Source organism: Actinomyces sp., assembly GCF_030524025.1.
In the GTDB taxonomy this organism is placed as follows: Bacteria; Actinomycetota; Actinomycetes; order Actinomycetales; family Actinomycetaceae; genus Actinomyces.
Genome location: NZ_JAUNHI010000001.1, coordinates 203,243 through 220,446, shown reverse-complemented (window position 1 = coordinate 220,446; position 17,204 = coordinate 203,243). Strand labels below are relative to the sequence as shown.

Sequence of the window (17,204 nt, the reverse complement as noted above, 5' to 3'; positions counted from 1 at the left end):
AGACATGGGCAGGTGAGGACAGGGCGGACAGCAGGATTGGCGGCAGGGCGGACAACCGGGTTGGCGGCAGGGCGGACGGGGGCGCTCGGCCTCAGCGGAACAGGGGAAGACCCATGAGGGGCCAGATGACGAAGGCGAACAGGACGACCAGGACGACGACGACGGGCCCGAGGACCATGCTGAGCCGCAGCAGGTGGCGCGGGGAGTAGGTCTCGACGTCCTCGACGTCGGAGAACAGGGTGACGGGCTTGGCCGAGCTGGTCAGGGTGTGGCAGAAGCCCGCCGCCGCTGTCGAGGCCAGGGCGGCCGCCACCGGGTCGACCCCGACCCCGGGCGCCAGCGAGACGACCAGCGGGACGAGCACCGCCGACCGCGCCGAACGCGACTGGATGACGAGGTGCGCGCCCGCCGAGACGGCCACGACCAGGATGACGAAGACGGTTCCGGCCGCCGCGCCCATCCCCGACACGGGCCCGAGCACCCGGTGGGCCAACCACTGCGCGGCGCCCGTCTCGACCAGGGCCGCACCGAGGGCCAGTGTCGTGGACATGAACAGCAGCAGGGACCAGGGCACGGCCTTGATCGCCTTGCCCATCGACACCGAGCCGACGTTGGGGCTGGCCACGAGCAGGGCGCCCAGGAGCGCCACGATCGCCGGGTGGAGCCCGTGCACCGGCTCGGTGCACCACAGGACGACGACGGCGGACACGAGCAGGGCCGCCCGGCTCTGGGCGACGGTGAGCGGGCCGGTCACCGGGACCGTCGAGTGGGCCTGGACCTGCTCGGCGGTGATGCTCATCGGGGTGCGGCGGTCCTCACCGGTGGTGAACATCCGCACGATGAGCTCGGCGCATACGTGGGAGGACGCGAGCGACAGTGGCAGGCCGTAGACCAGCCACGTGGCGAAGGAGAAGCCCTCGTAACCCGAGGCCTCGAGGATCTGACTGGTGATGAGGTGGGCGCCCGCCCCCAGGTAGGAGCCGACCGCCGACAGGAGGATGACCGAGGGGAAGAGCAGGGACAGCGCCAGCACCACCCGCCTGCGGCCCTCAAGGGAGCGGGCCAGGGCCACGAAGACCGGCAGGGTCAGCGCGGCGCGCCCGGAGGTGGCCGGCACGGCGAAGGCGGTCACGACGAGGAAGCTCGTGATGAGGTGAGCGAGCTGGCGCAGGCCGGTGGCCCCCGTGACGATGTAGACGGCCACCCGCGTGGCCAGGCCGGTGGAGGTCACCCCCGCCGAGATGACGAAGGCCGACAGAAGCAGCCACACCGTGTCCTCCCCCAGAGACTGGAAGAGGGTGTCGGCGGGCAGCATCCCGATGACGACGAGCACGACCGCGGCGCCGATGGCGACGTAGGTGTCCCCCACCGAGGAAAAGACCCACAGCCAGATCGCCACGGCGAAGACCGCCAGGGTCATCGCGCCCGCCGGGGTCAGGGCCGTGTCCGCGGTGCCCTGAGAACCGAGTGCCTCCCAGGTGCACCAGGCCACGAAGGCCACGAGGAGGACCGCGCCGGCAACGGCCGGCAGGAGGCGGCGCCAGCTCCGGCGGGGCCGGATCCCGGCGGTGCGGGAGCGAGGCCCGCGGTACCGGCGGCGCTCGGCGGCCGGCAGCCTGCTGCCCCACCTGAGGGGGGCGGCGGGGGCGCCCGCCGGCGGCGTCGTCGCGTAGCGCCGGATGGCGGTCGGGGTCACCTCGAGGCTCGGCGGAGTGCTCACAGCTCCTCCTCGGGCTCTGAGGCGGTCGTGCGCGTGGGCACGAGCGCGGTCAGCGGCAGGTCGAGGCCGAATCGGGTGCCGGAGGCGGGGTCGACCTCCACCCAGGCGCTGCCAAGGTGGGCGTCGGCCACCGCGCGCACGACCGCCAGGCCCAGGCCCATGCCCGCATCGGCGTCGTCGCTCTCGGAGCGGTAGAGCTCGAACAGGTCCCTGGCCCGCTCGGCGTCGAGGTCGGTGCCCGAGTCGGCCACCCAGAAGGAGACCCACTGGCCGTCGACCGACAGCGTCGAACCGAGCTCGATGGTCGAGCCGGGCGGGTTGTGGGAGGCGGCGTTGTCGACGAGCTCGCCCAGGGCCTGGAGGAGGCGCTCACGGTCGAGGTAACCCCGGCCCACGGCCTGGGAGCCCAGTCGCCAGTTGTAGGCCTCGGCGGCCGAGACCGCCTGGGCGTAGGCCTCAGCGGTGATCTCCCTGAGGGAGACGTCCTCGGGGTGCACGAAGTCGGGGTTGTCGGCCTGGGCGAGGATGTCGAGGTCGTCGAGGACCTCGCGCATGCGCACGAGCTCGACGCCTGCGCGCATGACCAGGTCCTGGTGGCGCACGGTGCCCGGCTCCTGGGCCAGGGCGGACACGGCCTGGGCAGCGCGCGCCTGCGGGCCGGAGATGCGTCGCCTGGCCTCGGAGACGAAGTGTCGTTGGGAGACGTAGGCCCGGTCGACGCGGTCGAGCATCTCGTTCATCGTCCCGGCCAGCTCGGAGATGTCGTCCCGGCCGGTGACCGGCACTCTCCCGGACAGGTTGGTCGAGCTGATCGACTCGGCGACCTCCCGCATCCGGCGCAGGGGCGCCAGGATCCGCCCCGCCACGAGCCAGCCGACCCCGGCGGCCAGGACAAGGCCCCCCCACGGCGATGCACGACAGGATGAGGACCTCCTGGTCGACGGCCTCGTCCTCCGCGGCGGTGAAGTGGGCGACGATGAGGACGGCCTCCTCCTGGGCGCCCGTGGCGCTGACCGCGGTGGTCTCCACCCGCCCCCAGCGCATCGGCCCGTCGGAGGTGTCGGCGATCCCCGAGACCGCCTGGTCGTTGAGGATCTCGTCAATACGGCTGCGGTCCTGGGCCAGGGATGTGCCGACGTCGTCGCGGGAGTTGTCGACATAGAGGACGTCCTGCCCCACGACGACGATGAGGACCTCCCCGGAGGCCGGGGTCTGGATCGCCAGGTAGCTCTCGACGAGCTCGAGGGCCGAGCTGAAGGGCTGCCCGGTGGCCGGGTTGGAGGAGTGCTGCGCGAAGGTGCGGAACTCCTGGGTCTCCTGGAGGATCTCGGCGTTGGCCTCCTCGGCCACCTGCTGGACCAGGACCGAGCGCAGGGAGACGATGACGACGAGCAGGGTCAGCCCGGTGGTCGCCAGGATCCACCACACGATGCGCCAGCGCGCACCCATCCGGGTGGTCTCGGGAGCCTGCTCGGTGGTTCTGGCGGTCTGCGGAGATGCGGCGGTGCGGGGCTCACTGCTCATCGGAGTCGACCTCCTCGTCGGTGTCGACGACGGCGTCGTCCTCGGGGACGGCGTTCTGCGCGATGGTGGTCGAGGCGGGCAGGGGAACCTGGGGGATCTCGCGGGCGGTGCTCACCGGGGCGGGCTGGGTGGTGGAGGCACCGCTCACGTGCACCGACACCGGGGTGGAGTCGATCGGGGCGGCGGGGATGGGGGCGGACACCATCTGGCTCGCCACGGCCAGGATGATGGGGACGGCGAGTGCGGCGATAACGACGAGGTAGCGCTTCAACATGACCTCAACGTTCACACGTTCCCGGCGCCGGGTGAATGACCCTAAGAGGACTCTCAGCGAGACCTCATCGAGGAAATGAGATCCTCGTCACCACCTTTCGACGGGACGGTGCGCAACGGTGGACCATCACCCCTGAGAGGATCCAATGAATCCGACAGGTGCCGGCGTGTCGCGCCCAGACGGCGTGTCGCGCCCGGGCGGAGCGTCTCAGCGGCCGAGGACCTCGAGAGCCAGCGTCGGGCGGTCGGTGATGACGGCGTCGACATTGAGCGCCGCGAGCCGCCGCATCTCCTCGGGCTCGTCCACGGTCCACACGTGCACCTCAAGGCCCAGCTGGTGGGCGTGGGCGACGAAACGACGGGTGACCACCGGCACGCCGCGGTAGGACACCGGCACCTGCACCGCGTCGACACGCCCTTTCCTCCAGCTCCAGCGGGTGCGGGGCAGGGGGACCGCCGCTTCGGCCAGCAGGACCAGGCCGGCGACGTCACCCACGCCCAACGAGGTTCGCGCCCGCGGCTCCTGGCGCCGCAGCATGGCCAGCCGGCGGGCGGAGAAGGAGGCGAAGCGCACCCGGTCCAGCGCGTCGGCCGAGCGGACCGCCTGGATGGCGGGCTGGACGACGGAGGACTCCTTGAGGTCGACGTTGAGCCGCAGGCCCGGGAAGGAGTCGAGGACCTCATCGAGGCGCGCAGGTGCGCGGCCGTCACCGGCGTCGACCTGCTCCAGCTCCGCCCAGGCCATCTCCCCGATCGAGCGCGGGGAGCCCGACAGGCGCACCAGGTCGGCGTCGTGGGCGAGGACGACGACTCCGTCGGCCGTCGAGCGCAGGTCGGTCTCCATCCAGTCCAGGCCGAGCGCGGCGACGTGCTCGACGGCGCTGCGGGTGTTTTCCGGCGTCTCATCGGCGCCGCCCCGGTGGGCGACGACGGCGGGACGGCGGGCTGGGGCCTCTGGTCCTTGAGGAGCCACGGGTTCCATGGTCGGTGCTCGATCCCTCGTTCAGGAGCAGTCGGTGGACAGCTCGACGGCCTGGTGCTCGACCAGCCACGCCTGCGGGTCAACTGTGGAGGAGTCGGCCATATCGTTCTTGGTGCGGACCTCGAAGTGGAGGTGGGCGCCGGTGGACCGGCCGGTGTTGCCCACGCCGGCGATGAGCTGGCCGGCGGTGACCTCGTCACCGACCGTGACGTAGATGCCGTCCTCGTACATGTGGAGGTAGCTGGTGTACCAGGTCTCGCCGTCCACGTTGTGCTCGATGGTCACCGTCCCCGTGCCATCCACCATGCCCGCGGTGACGACCTTACCGGCGGCGACGGCATACATCGGGGTACCCACGGGCGCGGAGTAGTCCTGTCCGGCGTGGAGCTTCATCGTGCCCAGGGTCGGGTGGAGGCGGTAGCCGTAGGGCGAGGAGATCTCGTAGGTGCCGGCGACCATGGGGAAGAAGACCTCGGGGGCGGTGGTGAAGGCGCTCGTGTCGCCCGAGGCACCAGAGGCCGGCGGGGCACAGGTCACGGCGGCGTTCTCGTAGGCGGCGCGGATCCGCGCCAGGGTCGCGGCGTCGGGGACGTTGGACAGCTCGGTGTCCGTGCTCGAGTCGACGTCGGCGTCCGAGCCCAGCACCGCGGCGGCCACGGAGGTGGAGTGTCCCGAGGAGGCCTGAGCGGTGGACTCCTGCGCACCCTGGGCCGCGCCCAGCGCCGCTGTGCCGGAGGCCCCCGCGGTGACCTGTGAGCTGAGCGGGGCCAGGACCGTGGCGACGGCCAGCAGCGTGAGGATGCCCACGCGCCCGACGGCGGAGATGCCGCGCCGGCGCGAGGCCTGTGCCGCTGAGGTGCTTGGAGGGGGGACAGACTCGTCCTGCGCCTCCGCGGGCCTCGGCGTGCTGTCGTGGGAGTCGGCCGGCGACTCGGTCGAGGGCCGCTCCGCCTCGGAGGCGGTGGCGGCCTGCCGGCTCCTGCGCCTGTCCACGGTGGCACCGGTGCCGATGGCCCTCCCGGTCGCGGCCCGGGTCGCAGCCCCGGCCGCGGGCGAGCCACTGGCGGGTGCCTGCGGGGCGGTGGCCGGGGTGGCGGCCGACAGGGAACCGGGGGCCGGGCTCGGGGCCGCCGGAACGACCAGCCCGGCCACCGTCCGGGTCGCAGCCCCGGCCGCGGGCGAGCCACTGGGGGGAGCCTGCGCTGCGGCCGCAGCGGCAGCGGCAGCGCGCTCGGCGTCACGCCGCTCGCGCCGCGTCATGGGCTGCTCAGCCACATCAGCTCCTCTGTCAGGGTGAGGCGATCCGACCCGGATCGCGTGTGGAAACATATCCGCCGATGACCTCAGCGTGCCAGGCGCACCATCATACCGAGACGCCGCCGGGGTCACGGTGTGGTTACGACATTGTATGAAAGCCTGTTGCTCACGGCGATTCGGATCCGCCTGGGCGGGCGGTCCTCCCGGGTGCCACCGCCCTCACCCGCGGTCCCGACGCTGGTGCTCCTCACGCTGCATCGCGTCGTGGACCTCGCCGACCAGCTCCTCGAGGATGTCCTCGAGGAAAACCACCCCGACGGTGGTCCCCGCGGCGTCCTCGACACGGCCCAGGTGGGTGCCGGTGCGCTGCATGGCCGCCAGCGCCTCCTCGACCTCGTCCTCGGCACGCACTGGCACGAGGTCGCGGGCCTGCCAGGTCGGCACGGGCCGGCGCCGGTCCCGCCCCTCGGCGTGGAGGATGTCCTTGAGGTGGAGGTATCCGGTGATCTGCTGCGGGCCGTGGCCGTCAGTGGCTGTGACCAGGGGGAAGCGCGAGAAACCGGTGGAGGCGACGAGGCGCTCGACGTCCTCGGGGGTACAGCCCTCGGTGAGGGTGACCAGGTCCTCCAGGGGGACCATGACCGATCCGGCGGTCTCCTCGGAGAACTCCAGGGCCCCGGTGAGCAGGCCCGTGTCGTCGTCCAGGACCCCCTCGGCGGTGGAACGCTCGACAATGGAGGCGACCTCGGCGGCGTTGAAAGTGGCGGAGACCTCCTCCTTGGTCTCGATGCCCATGCGGTGCAGGACCCAGTTGGCGAATCCGTTGAGGACCGTGACGACCGGGCCGAAGAGGCGGGAGACGAGCACCAGCGGTGGTGCGAGCCAGCGCACCGCCTGCTCGGGGGCGGCGATGGACAGGTTCTTGGGCACCATCTCGCCGGCGACGACGTGGACGTAGACGACGAGCACGAGGGCGATGACCACGGCGATGACATGCGCCCCGGCGTGCCCGACGCCGAGCCGCTCGACCCAGGGTGTCAGGGCGTGCGCGATGGCGGGCTCCGCCACGACGCCCAGGCCGGTGGAGCACAGGGTGACCCCGAGCTGGGCGGTGGCCAGCATCCGTGAGACGTTCTGCAGCGCCCACAGCGCGGTGGCCGCGCGCTTGTCGCCGGCCTCGGCCAGGGGCTCGAGCTGGGCACGGCGCGCGGAGGTCACGGCGAACTCGGCACCGACGAAGAAGGCGTTGCCCACGAGGAGCACGACGGTGAGGGCGAGGGCGGCGGGGGTGCTCATCGCGCCTCCGTCCCGCGCTCGCCGCGCCGGGCGCGGTCGGCACCGCCCGGGGGCGCCGAGCCCTCCTCGTCGTCGAGGGGGCGCACGCGCAGGCGGGTGACGCGCCGGCCCTCCATGGCCTGGACCCGCAGGACCGCGCGGGGCGTGCGGACCTCGTCTCCGACTCCGGGGATGCGTCCAAGCTCGGTCATGACCAGACCGGCCAGGGTCTCGTAGGGACCGTCGTCGGGGACGTGGACGCCGGCGCGGGCGGCGAGCTCGTCGGGGCGCGTCCATCCCGGGACCAGCCAGGCGCCGTCGGCCGAGCGGCGGGCCCCGGCGCGGCGGCGGTCGTGCTCGTCGGCGACGTCGCCAACGATCTCCTCGACGGCGTCTTCCAGGGTGACCACCCCGGAGGTCCCTCCGTACTCGTCGACGACGACCGCCATCTGGCTGCCGGTCTTGCGCAGCTCGACGAGCAGGCTGGCCAGGGGCATCGTCTCGGGCACGCGCGGTGCGGGGGTCATGAGGGAGGAGGAGGCCACGGGGACCTCCGAGCGCCTCTCGTAGGGCACGGCGATCGCGCGGCGCAGGTGGACGATGCCCGTGATGTCGTCGGAGTCCTCCCCCACGACTGGGAAGCGGGAGTGGCCGGTGGCCCGGGCCAGGACGACGACGCGGTCGGCCGTGTCGTCTTCGGCCAGGGTGTGCAGCCGCCCCCGGTCGGTCATGACATCGACGGCGGTGAGGCGGCCGACCCCGATGGAGCGCGTGAGCAGGGCCGCGGTCGACACGTCGAGGGTGCCCTCCGCAGCGCTGTGGCGCACCAGGGCGGCGAGCTCGGAGGCCGAGCGGGTCCCGGAGAGCTCCTCGGCGGGCTCGACCCCGATGCGGCGCAGGATGAGATTGGCGGTGTCGTTGAGCACGACGATGACTGGCCTGAGGACCGTGGTGAAGCCCATGAGGAAGGGGGCGACGAGCCCGGCGGCGCGCATGGGGTCGGCCAGGGTGGCGTTCTTGGGGATGAGCTCGCCGACGAGCATCGAGAAGGCGTTGACGACGACCAGGGCGATGACGACCGCCGCTCCCGTGGCCACTGACTCCGCCATCCAGCGGGACATGAGGCCGGAGAGCATGCCGGCCAGGGCGTCCTGCATCGTGTAGCCCAGCAGGATCGTGGTCAGGGTGATGCCGACCTGCGCTCCGGACAGGAGGGTGGACAGGCGTCCCAGTGCCCTGCGGACGGTCTCGGCACGCTTCTCACCGGCGGCCGCGCGGGTCTCGACGGTCGAGGGGTCGAGGGCCACGAGGGAGAACTCCCCGGCGACGAACAAGGCGGTGCCGATCGTGAGGACGACCCCCAGCAGGATCATGAGCCAGTCGGTCATGGGAGCCCCCGGGTGGGGTCGGTGCCGGGTCCGTCGACGCCGGGCCCGTGGAGCCCGCCGGGCCTGGGCCGACCAGGCCGAGGGCTCTCAGGGTGGGGGTTGTCGGGGTGGGACAGGTCAGGATGTTGGCGGGGGCGGGCGGATCGCCCGCGGGCCCGTCGGGACGCCGATCGCATAGTGGTGGGCACGGTATCACCGGAGGGCTCGGTCCAGGCGGGTGCGGCCGGTTGGTGGCTGCCGGACTGGCCGACGAGACGGCAGTGGGCGTGGGCCTGGCGGCATGTCACGGCCCCGCGCCTGGTGAGAAAGGCTCACTGTTCCTGCACGACCACCCTGCCTACGCCCACCAGCCCCTTTTTTTGGCGATCGCCACCGGGGCGCTGAGGTCGGCTCTGACCGGCATAAACAGCCAGGGCGACCAAGGCAGGCCCCCGGACCCGGTGGCCGCCGGGAGCGTGCCCCGTCCCCACCTACGACAGGCCGCCCACCTCAGGCCAGGGACACCCCACGCCGTGCCATATCTACCGATCTCGAGGTGCCATATCTACCGATCTCGGCGAGGGGGAGGGCGCCGGACTTGTGACGTCGGCCACGGACCCACAGGCCGAGCCTCGGACCCGTGCCACCCACCACCCGAGTCCCCGCCACTGTCAACAACGTCACGACCTCATACATCTAGGGGTGGACTCCCGACTGGCCGTGGCGCAGCGCGCCGTCGAGCTCGGCCTGGTTGAGCCCCCGGGGGAGGCTGAGTCCGCCCGCGACGAGAACCACATCCGCGCACCTCGTATCTGCGCCTTTGGTCCCGTGTCCTGCTGCGACTGCCCCTCCTCTACCCGTACGATGACGCGGGACACAGCAGCCTCCTGTCCCCCGGCCCACAAGGCCTCGCCCAGGGGCTGCTGCCACCATTGACGGAGGAGGGACAGGCAGTGCCCACACAGGACGGCACCACCGCAGGATTCGGCGCCAACGAGTGGATGGTTGAGGAGCTGCGGGAGGCCTGGCTGGCCGACCCCTCCTCCGTGACCGAGCAGTGGCGCACCCTGTTCGAGACGCGGGCCGCATCCGCGCCCAGCGGTCGCGACGCTGCCGCCCACGCCGAGATCCCCCAGATCCCGGCTGCGGGCACGCCCCCGCGCCGACCCACCAGCGTCCAAGACGTCACCCGCTCCGACCTTCCTCCGGCTCCCGCCTCGGACACCGCGCCGCCGACCTCCCCCTACGCCCAGCGGCTCGCCCGTCAGCACCTCGAGGAACTGGCCGGCGAGGCCTACCCCGACTCGGAGGTGCGCCTCAAGGGCGCCGCGGCGCGCACCGCCAAAAACATGGAGGAGTCGCTGTCGATTCCCACGGCAACCTCCGCGCGCGCCGTCCCGGCCAAGGTCCTCATCGAGAACCGGGCGATCATCAACGCGCACCTGGCCCACACCCGCGGCGGCAAGGTCTCCTTCACCCACCTCATCGGCTGGGCCGTCGTCGAGGCCCTCTCGGAGATGCCGGGCATCAACGCCTCCTACCGCCTCGATGCCTCGGGCAGGCCCAGCGTCCATGAGCCGGCCCATATCGCCTTCGGCCTGGCCATCGACGTTCCCGCCCCCGACGGCGGGCGCCGTCTGCTCGTGCCCTCGATCAAGAAGGCCGACCTCATGGACCTGGCCGGCTTCGTGACGGCTTACGAGGCCCTCGTGCGCAAGGCCCGCCAGGGAGAGCTCGACGTCGAGGACTTCCGTGGCACGACCATCACGCTGACCAACCCGGGCATGATCGGGACCCTCCACTCGGTCCCGCGCCTCATGCCCGGTCAGGGCGCCATCATCGGGGTGGGCGCCATGGACTACCCCGCGGAGTTCGCCGGGTCCTCGGCCGAGACCCTCGCCCGCCACGGGGTGGGCAAGGTCGTGACCCTGACCTCCACCTACGACCACCGTGTCATCCAGGGCGCGGCCAGCGGCGAGTTCCTGCGCCTGGTCGAGCGCAAGCTCCTGGGCCTCGACGGCTTCTGGGACCGCTCCTTCGAGTCCCTGCGCATCCCTCACGAGCCGATCCGCTGGGCCAGGGACACCACCTACGACACCGAGCTCGAGACGGGCAAGCCGGCCCGCGTGGCCGAGCTCATCCATGCCTTCCGCCAGCGCGGCCACCTGGCCGCCGACACCGACCCGCTCACCTACCGGCTGCGCCGCCACCCCGACCTCGACCCGGCCTCCTACGGCCTGAGCCTGTGGGACCTCGACCGCTCCTTCCCCACCGGCGGCCTGGGCGGCACCGAGCGCGCAACGCTGCGCGAGATCCTGGACCGGCTGCGCGACGCCTACTGCCGCAGCGCGGGCATCGAGTACATGCACATCCAGGACCCCGCCCAGCGGCTGTGGTGGCAGGAGCGCCTCGAGGGCGAGTGGACCTCGATCGACGGTGCCGAGCGCCGCCGGATCCTCACCAAGCTCGAGCAGGCCGAGGCCTTCGAGACCTTCCTGCAGACCAAGTACGTCGGGCAGAAGCGCTTCAGCCTCGAAGGGGGCGAGTCCCTCATCGTGCTGCTCGACCGGCTTCTCGACGCCGCCGCGCACGACGGCCTCGATGAGGTCGTCATCGGCATGGCCCACCGGGGCCGCCTCAACGTGCTGACCAACATCGCCGGCAAGTCCTACGGGCAGGTCTTCGACGAGTTCGACGGCAACGGCATCATCGAGGGGGCCGGCACCGGGGACGTCAAGTACCACCTGGGGACGGAGGGGGTGTTCGCCGGCACCGATGGGACGGCCGTGCGCGTGTCGCTGGCCGCCAACCCCTCCCACCTCGAAACGGTCGACGGCGTCGTCGAGGGCATCGTGCGCGCCAAGCAGGACCGGATCGGCCTGGGCGAGAAGGGCTACACGGTCCTGCCCGTGCTCGTCCACGGCGACGCCGCCTTCGCCGGCCAGGGAGTGGTCTACGAGACCCTCAACATGAGCCAGCTGCCCGCCTACCGCACCGGCGGGACGGTGCACATCATCGTCAACAACCAGATCGGCTTCACCACCGGCGCCGCCTCGGCGCGCTCGACCATCTACGCCACCGACCTGGCCAAGGGCCTTCAGGTCCCGATCTTCCACGTCAACGCCGATGACCCCGAGACGGTGGCCCGTGCGGCCCAGCGCGCCTACGAGTACCGGGCGACCTTCCACAAGGACGTCATCATCGACCTCATCTGCTACCGGCGCCGGGGACACAATGAGGGCGACGACCCCTCGATGACCCAGCCGGTCATGTACCGGCTCATCGACTCCCTGCCCTCGACGCGGGAGGTCTACACCTCCGACCTCGTGGGCCGCGGGGACATCACGGTCGACGAGGCCCGCGAGATCACCCAGGCCTACCACGACGAGCTGGAACGGATCTTCGCCGAGACGCGCACGGCCCACGCTGCACGCCGCAGCCTCGAGACGGTCGACGCCACCGACCCCGCCCAGGTGGGGCGCCCCCGCACCAGCCTGGAGGTCCCGGCCTCCCAGCGCGCAGGCCAGGGCATGATGCTCGGCTGGACCTCCGCCGTGCCCCGCGAGCTGGTCGAGCGCATCGGGGACGCACAGGTCGCCTACCCGCCGGGCTTCACCGTCCACCCCAAGCTCGGGGCGATGCTGGACAAGCGCCGCCGTGCCTCGCGCGAGGGGGAGATCGACTGGGGCTTCGGGGAGCTGATCGCCGTCGGCTCGCTGCTCATGGAGGGGGTGCCCGTGCGCATCGCCGGTGAGGACGCGCGCCGCGCCACCTTCGCCCAGCGCCACGCGGTGCTCCACGACAATGTCTCGGGCGCGGAGTGGACCCCGCTGGACTTCCTCACCCCCGACCAGGCACCGCTGGCCATCTACGACTCCCTGCTCAGCGAGTACGCGGCACTGGCCTTCGAGTACGGCTACGCCGTCGAGCGTCCCGAGGGGCTGACCGCCTGGGAGGCCCAGTTCGGTGACTTCGCCAACGGCGCCCAGAGCGTCATCGACGAGTACATCACCTCCGCGGGCCAGAAGTGGGGCCAACGCTCGGGCCTGGTCATGCTCCTGCCCCACGGTCAGGAGGGGCAGGGCCCCGACCACTCCTCGGCCAGGATCGAGCGCTACTTGCAGATGTGCGCCCAGGACAACATGCGGGTGGCCATGCCCTCGACCCCCGCCAACCACTGCCACCTGCTGCGCGAGCAGGCCTACTCCCGGCCCCGCAGGCCGCTCATCGTCTTCACGCCCAAGCAGCTCCTGCGCCTCAAGGCGGCCACCTCCCCGGTCGAGGACTTCACAACCGGTACCTTCGACCCCGTCATCGGTGAGGTCGACCCTGCTCTGGCCACCGGCCAGGGGGTCACCCGCGTCCTGCTGTGCTCGGGCCGGGTCTTCTACTCCCTGGCTGAGGAGCGTGCCCGCCGGGGGGACACCTCCACGGCGATCGTCCGCCTCGAGCAGCTCTACCCCCTGCCGGTCGACGAGCTGTCCGCGGCGCTGGCGCCCTTCGCCGGCGCGGAGCTCGTGTGGGTCCAGGACGAGGCCGCCAACCAGGGCATCTGGCCGTGGCTGGCACTCCACCTGCCCGACTCCCTGACCGGCGGGCGCCTGCCGCGCCGGGCGTGCCCGCCCGAGGCGGCCTCGCCGGCCGTCGGCTCCGCCGGCGCCTACCGCAGGCAGCAGGAGGCCATCATGGAGGCCGCTTTCACCCGCGACTGACCGTCCCTGCGCGCCTGCACCCTCCACCCCGGTGGCCGGCCCCGTCGGTGCGCAGCGGGTGCTGGTGGGGCCCGTCGCTCCCACCTCATGGCCCCCGGGACGGTACCGTCGTGTGTCAGCAGCACAGCGCGCGGCCCCGCCGGCCCGCGGAGCACGGCAGACGAGGGGGTAGACGTGGACTCCACGCGGATCCACTTCATCGGCGATGAGCTCGTGGCGGGGTACGGCGACGCCCGCGCCCTGGGCTGGCACGGGCGTGTCATGGCCCGCACGCCGCGCGAGCTCGACGCGCTGTGGACGACACTGGCGGTGCCCGGGGAGACGACCACCGAGCTGGCCGAGAGGTGGCAGACAGAGGTGGCGCTGCGCTCGACACCCACCGGCGTCAACCGTCTCGTCATCGGGCTGGGTGTGGCCGACGTCCTGGCCGGGGTCTCACCGGCGCGCAGCCGCCTGGCGGTGGCCAACATCCTCGACAAGGCCCTGGGCGAGCACCGCGAGTGCTTCGTCGTCGGCCCTCCCCCACTGCCGGGGGCCGACCCCGACGCCACCGCCGCCCTGTCGCGCGCCGCAGCCGAGGTCTGCCACCGCCGGCGCGTGCCCTACGTCGAGACCTTCGAGCCGCTGCGCAACCACGAGCAGTGGACCTCCGACGTCGCGGCGGTCCAGGGGCGCCACCCAGCCCAGGCTGGCTACGGGCTCATCGCCTGGCTCGTGCTGCACCGGGGCTGGTACGAGTGGCTCGACGTGCGCCAGCCCGCCTGAGCCGGGCCCGTGCGGTCACCCGGACGCCAGGTCCCGGCCACTGAACACCCGTGCCGAGGCGGCCAGAAGAGCCATGGCGCCGGCCGCGAGCGCGGCCACCGCGCCGACGTCGAGCTCCTCGGCGGGCAGGACGCCCACGAGGTGGAGGGGTGAGAGGTCCCGCGACCACTCGGGCAGCCGCAGCGCCTCGGCGAGGAAGCCGACGATGAGGATCCAGGCCAGCAGCGCCCATCCCGTCGGGGCCCACCGCGGCCCGGCGGACGCCAGGGCAGCGCACAGCCCGACGGCGAAGAGCACCGGCACCGCATAGCCGGCTCCGACCTCGACGGCGGTGCCCAGGTCCTGCCGGTCCCCCGTGACCGCCCAGGTGCTCAGCCCGAGCAGAAGGCTGGAGACGCCGAGGACCGCCTGGGAGCCGAGCACGGCGACCGCCCACCACGCCAACCATGTGCGCGCCCGCGGCACGCGGGTGGACAGGACGGCGCCCAACCGGCCGGACTCCTCCTCGGCCGCCAGGCGCGTCCCGGCATGGATGCCCACGGCCACGGCGCTCGCGCCCATGACGATCGTGGCGAGCATGACGAGCAGGTCCGTCCCCCGCTCAACACCCAGCGCGGCCAGCACACCGGGGTTGGCCTCGGCCATGCCCTTCATCTCCTGGCCGAGCAGGCCCATGACCAGCGCCCAGGCGGAGGCCAGGACGAGCCAGCCCAGTATGCCGTGGGCGCACACGCGCCAAGCCAGGCCACCGCTGGTCACCAGCGTCCGCCGCGCCTGCTCCCTGCCCCGGCGTGGAGCGAGGACCCCCGCGCCGAGGTCGCGCCGCTGAGTGACGGCTCCCGCCCCCGCCAGCAGGACGACGGCGCCGACGCCGTAGGCGAGCAGTGGCCACCCCTGGGGGACCGCGAAGGCACGGACCTCGGGCAGCCAGCCCAGAGGACTGACAAGGGCCGCCCTGGAGCCCCGGACGTCTCCGGCCGCCCGCGCCAGGAAGGCGAGCGCGGTCAAGGACAGTCCGAGAAGCGAGGCGGTGCGGGCGCTCTGGCACAGCTGGGACAGGAGGAGTCCCGCCGCGGCGAAGAACAGGGTGCAGGCCGCCGCACCAGCTGCGTACCACACCGCTGCCGACCCGGGCAGGCCGAGTCCCACCATGCCCGCGACCATGAGGACCGTCCCGCAGACCACCCCGACGGCCAGGAGTATGACGGCCGCCGCTAGGGGCGCGAGCCTGCCGACCACCCCGGCGGTGAGCAGCTCGGTGCGACCGGACTCCTCCTCACGGCGCGTCAGCCGCACAGCGAGCACGGCCCCGAGCGTCGGGAAGAGGATCTGACCCATGAATCCGATCTCGTAGGCGGTGATGCCGCCCAGGGTGGTCAGCCCGTAGCCCTGCCCGTTGAAGGCGATGGTGCCCGGGGACGCCTCGGCCCACTGGGCGTAGCGCTGCCGCTCCTCCACCGTGGGGTAGAGCGCCTCGATGCTCCGGGCCACGCCGAGAACGAGGCCGGCGGGCAGCAGTGCGGCCGACAGGAGGGCCGCCTTGGCGGTGCGAGTCCCCAGGAGCACCATCCGCGCGGTGCCGGCCAGGGGCCGCTGCCCGGAGGAGGGCCGCACCGGGCTCATGACCGACCGCCCGCGGACGTGACGGCCCGGGCGTCCTGCTCGTAGTGCGTCATGAAGAGCTGCTCGACGCTGGGTGGCTGGACCGCCAGGTGGTTGATGCCCGCCTCACCGAGTATCCCGACCACCTCGGCCAGGTCCCGGTGCGTGACGAGGAGGCGAGTGCGGTGGCCGCGGGGATCCGGGCCCTGCTCGACCGCGCTGGCACCGGCGACGGCCTTGAGGCCTCGGGGCTCGCGGGTGGTGATCGCCTCGATGGCCGTGGGGGCGTCGCGGCGCAGGTCCTCCAGGCTGCCGCTCGACACCGCCCGGCCGGCGCGGATGACGGTCACCGAGTCGCACAGCGCCTCGACCTCGGCCAGGATGTGGCTCGACAGGAGCACCGTGGTGCCCTGTGCCGCGCGCTCGGCGACCACCTGTTGGAAGACGGCCTCCATCAGCGGGTCGAGGCCAGAGGTCGGCTCGTCCAGCACGAGGAGCTCGGCGTCGGTTGACAGCGCCGCGATCAGTGCCACCTTCTGGCGGTTGCCCTTGGAGTAGGTGCGCAGGCGCCGGCCCGGGTCGAGCTCGAAGCGCTCGATCAACTCGGCGCGCCGCGACCGGTTGAACCCGCCCTGGAAGCCACCGAGGACGTCGATGCACTCCCCGCCGGACAGCCCCGGCCACAGATGGGTATCGCCGGGGACGTAGGCCAGGCGGCCGTGGATGTCGACCGCCCGCGTCCAGGCGGGCATGCCGAAGACCTCCACCGTGCCGGCGTCGAGGCGAAGCTGGCCGAGCAGGGCTCGGATCGTCGTCGACTTGCCCGCGCCGTTGGGGCCGAGGAAACCATGGACCTGACCGGCACGCAGCCCCAGGTCGAGACCGTCGAGGGCACGGGTGCGGCCGAAGGACTTGACAAGCCCCTCCGCTCGGACAACCAAATCTGACAGTAACTTTCTCATGACAGTGACTATACATGATAGTGTGACGCCATCCACATGCCGGCGAGAGGGAGGAGGCGCGGTGTCGACCAAGGAAGCGCCGCCCGGGACCGGTCACCACACCGGTCCGCACCCCGCCTCGGGGACTCCGGACCGGATCCAGGCGCCCGGTGACGGCCTGCCGCAACCGGGGTTGCGGGCGCGCAAGAAGGCCGCGACGATGCATCACGTCCAGGCCATCGCCCTCGAGCTGTTCTCGGCGCGCGGCTTCGACGCGGTGAGCATTGAGGAGATCGCCGCGGCCGCCGAGGTCTCCCCCTCGACGATCTACCGCTACTTCGGCACGAAGGAGGGGCTCGTCGTACGCGACGAGTACGACGAACCCCTCCTGGCCGTCGTCAGTTACCACGTGACACGGGGGGAGGATCCGGTCGACGCCTTCATGGCCGCCCTCGACTCGATCTGGGAGGAGCACTTCGTCATCGAGGAGGCCGCCACCCGCGCACGCCTGCACCTGTGGATGAGCCACCCGTCGGTGCGCGCCGCCAGCTACATCATCATCGACGAGCGGGTCGACGAGTTCTCCCGGGTACTGGCGGGCACCGGGCGGTGGACCTTCCCCGAGGCCCGCCTCCACATCGCCGCCATCGCCGCCATCCTGGTCACAGCCCTGCGCAACTGGCACGAGCTCGACCTCGACCGCGACTGGCGCGAGCACCTCGCCGAGGTCCTCCCCGTCCTGCGCAGCGGCTGGGGACCAGTGGCCCCAGCACCCGAGGGATAACC

At 72.3% G+C, this 17,204-nt stretch carries 13 protein-coding genes; 4 read left to right on the top strand and 9 right to left on the bottom strand.

The window, feature by feature from the left end; all coding sequences use genetic code 11:
• Positions 1-91: 91 nt before the first annotated feature.
• Positions 92-1,720, bottom strand: coding sequence for an SLC13 family permease (locus tag Q4C85_RS00915; RefSeq protein ID WP_303138656.1), 1,629 nt, complete (start codon positions 1,718-1,720; stop codon positions 92-94).
• Positions 1,717-2,586: a HAMP domain-containing sensor histidine kinase gene (locus Q4C85_RS00910; RefSeq protein WP_303138652.1), complete on the bottom strand. Its 870-nt coding sequence runs from the start codon at positions 2,584-2,586 to the stop codon at positions 1,717-1,719. Before Q4C85_RS00910 ends, Q4C85_RS00915 begins: the two co-directional genes overlap by 4 nt.
• Before the next feature lie 56 nt (positions 2,587-2,642).
• Between Q4C85_RS00910 and Q4C85_RS00905 the strand changes: the two genes are divergently transcribed.
• Positions 2,643-2,882 carry a hypothetical protein gene (locus Q4C85_RS00905; protein ID WP_303138651.1) on the top strand — a complete coding sequence of 80 codons (240 nt, stop codon included), beginning with the start codon at positions 2,643-2,645 and terminating at the stop codon, positions 2,880-2,882.
• 351 nt (positions 2,883-3,233) lie between these two features.
• On the opposite strand, the gene Q4C85_RS00900 is transcribed toward Q4C85_RS00905, so the two are convergent.
• The 5 genes from Q4C85_RS00900 to Q4C85_RS00880 form a co-directional block, all read right to left on the bottom strand.
• Positions 3,234-3,518, bottom strand: coding sequence for a hypothetical protein (locus Q4C85_RS00900; RefSeq protein ID WP_303138648.1), 285 nt, complete (start codon positions 3,516-3,518; stop codon positions 3,234-3,236).
• Between the two features lie 207 nt (positions 3,519-3,725).
• On the bottom strand, positions 3,726-4,490 hold the full coding sequence (locus Q4C85_RS00895; RefSeq protein ID WP_303138646.1) for a glycerophosphodiester phosphodiesterase: 765 nt from the start codon (positions 4,488-4,490) through the stop codon (positions 3,726-3,728).
• A gap of 30 nt (positions 4,491-4,520) precedes the next feature.
• Entirely contained in the window at positions 4,521-5,774 is a 1,254-nt protein-coding gene (locus Q4C85_RS00890; RefSeq protein ID WP_303138645.1) for a M23 family metallopeptidase, read from the bottom strand.
• A gap of 201 nt (positions 5,775-5,975) precedes the next feature.
• Positions 5,976-7,052: a hemolysin family protein gene (locus tag Q4C85_RS00885; protein WP_303138643.1), complete on the bottom strand. Its 1,077-nt coding sequence runs from the start codon at positions 7,050-7,052 to the stop codon at positions 5,976-5,978.
• Positions 7,049-8,419 (bottom strand): hemolysin family protein, encoded by a 1,371-nt coding sequence (locus tag Q4C85_RS00880; RefSeq protein WP_303138642.1) that lies wholly within the window; start codon positions 8,417-8,419, stop codon positions 7,049-7,051. The genes Q4C85_RS00885 and Q4C85_RS00880 overlap by 4 nt, the downstream gene beginning before the upstream one ends.
• Before the next feature lie 932 nt (positions 8,420-9,351).
• Between Q4C85_RS00880 and Q4C85_RS00875 the strand changes: the two genes are divergently transcribed.
• Together Q4C85_RS00875 and Q4C85_RS00870 are read left to right on the top strand one after the other, a co-directional pair.
• Positions 9,352-13,110 carry a multifunctional oxoglutarate decarboxylase/oxoglutarate dehydrogenase thiamine pyrophosphate-binding subunit/dihydrolipoyllysine-residue succinyltransferase subunit gene (locus tag Q4C85_RS00875; protein ID WP_303138639.1) on the top strand — a complete coding sequence of 1,253 codons (3,759 nt, stop codon included), beginning with the start codon at positions 9,352-9,354 and terminating at the stop codon, positions 13,108-13,110.
• Between the two features lie 174 nt (positions 13,111-13,284).
• The gene (locus Q4C85_RS00870) at positions 13,285-13,875 is read left to right on the top strand and encodes a GDSL-type esterase/lipase family protein (RefSeq protein ID WP_303138636.1); all 591 of its coding nucleotides are present in this window, start codon (positions 13,285-13,287) and stop codon (positions 13,873-13,875) included.
• A gap of 15 nt (positions 13,876-13,890) precedes the next feature.
• Here the strand turns inward: Q4C85_RS00870 and Q4C85_RS00865 are convergent, their stop codons facing one another.
• Both Q4C85_RS00865 and Q4C85_RS00860 read right to left on the bottom strand, forming a co-directional pair.
• Entirely contained in the window at positions 13,891-15,498 is a 1,608-nt protein-coding gene (locus Q4C85_RS00865) for an ABC transporter permease (RefSeq protein WP_303138633.1), read from the bottom strand.
• Complete coding sequence (locus Q4C85_RS00860; protein WP_303138631.1) at positions 15,495-16,439, bottom strand: ABC transporter ATP-binding protein; 945 nt, start codon at positions 16,437-16,439, stop codon at positions 15,495-15,497. The genes Q4C85_RS00865 and Q4C85_RS00860 overlap by 4 nt, the downstream gene beginning before the upstream one ends.
• 61 nt (positions 16,440-16,500) lie before the next feature.
• Here Q4C85_RS00860 and Q4C85_RS00855 point away from each other — a divergent pair, with 61 nt between their 5' ends.
• Positions 16,501-17,202 carry a TetR/AcrR family transcriptional regulator gene (locus Q4C85_RS00855; RefSeq protein WP_303138628.1) on the top strand — a complete coding sequence of 234 codons (702 nt, stop codon included), beginning with the start codon at positions 16,501-16,503 and terminating at the stop codon, positions 17,200-17,202.
• The last annotated feature ends 2 nt before the right edge of the window (positions 17,203-17,204 follow it).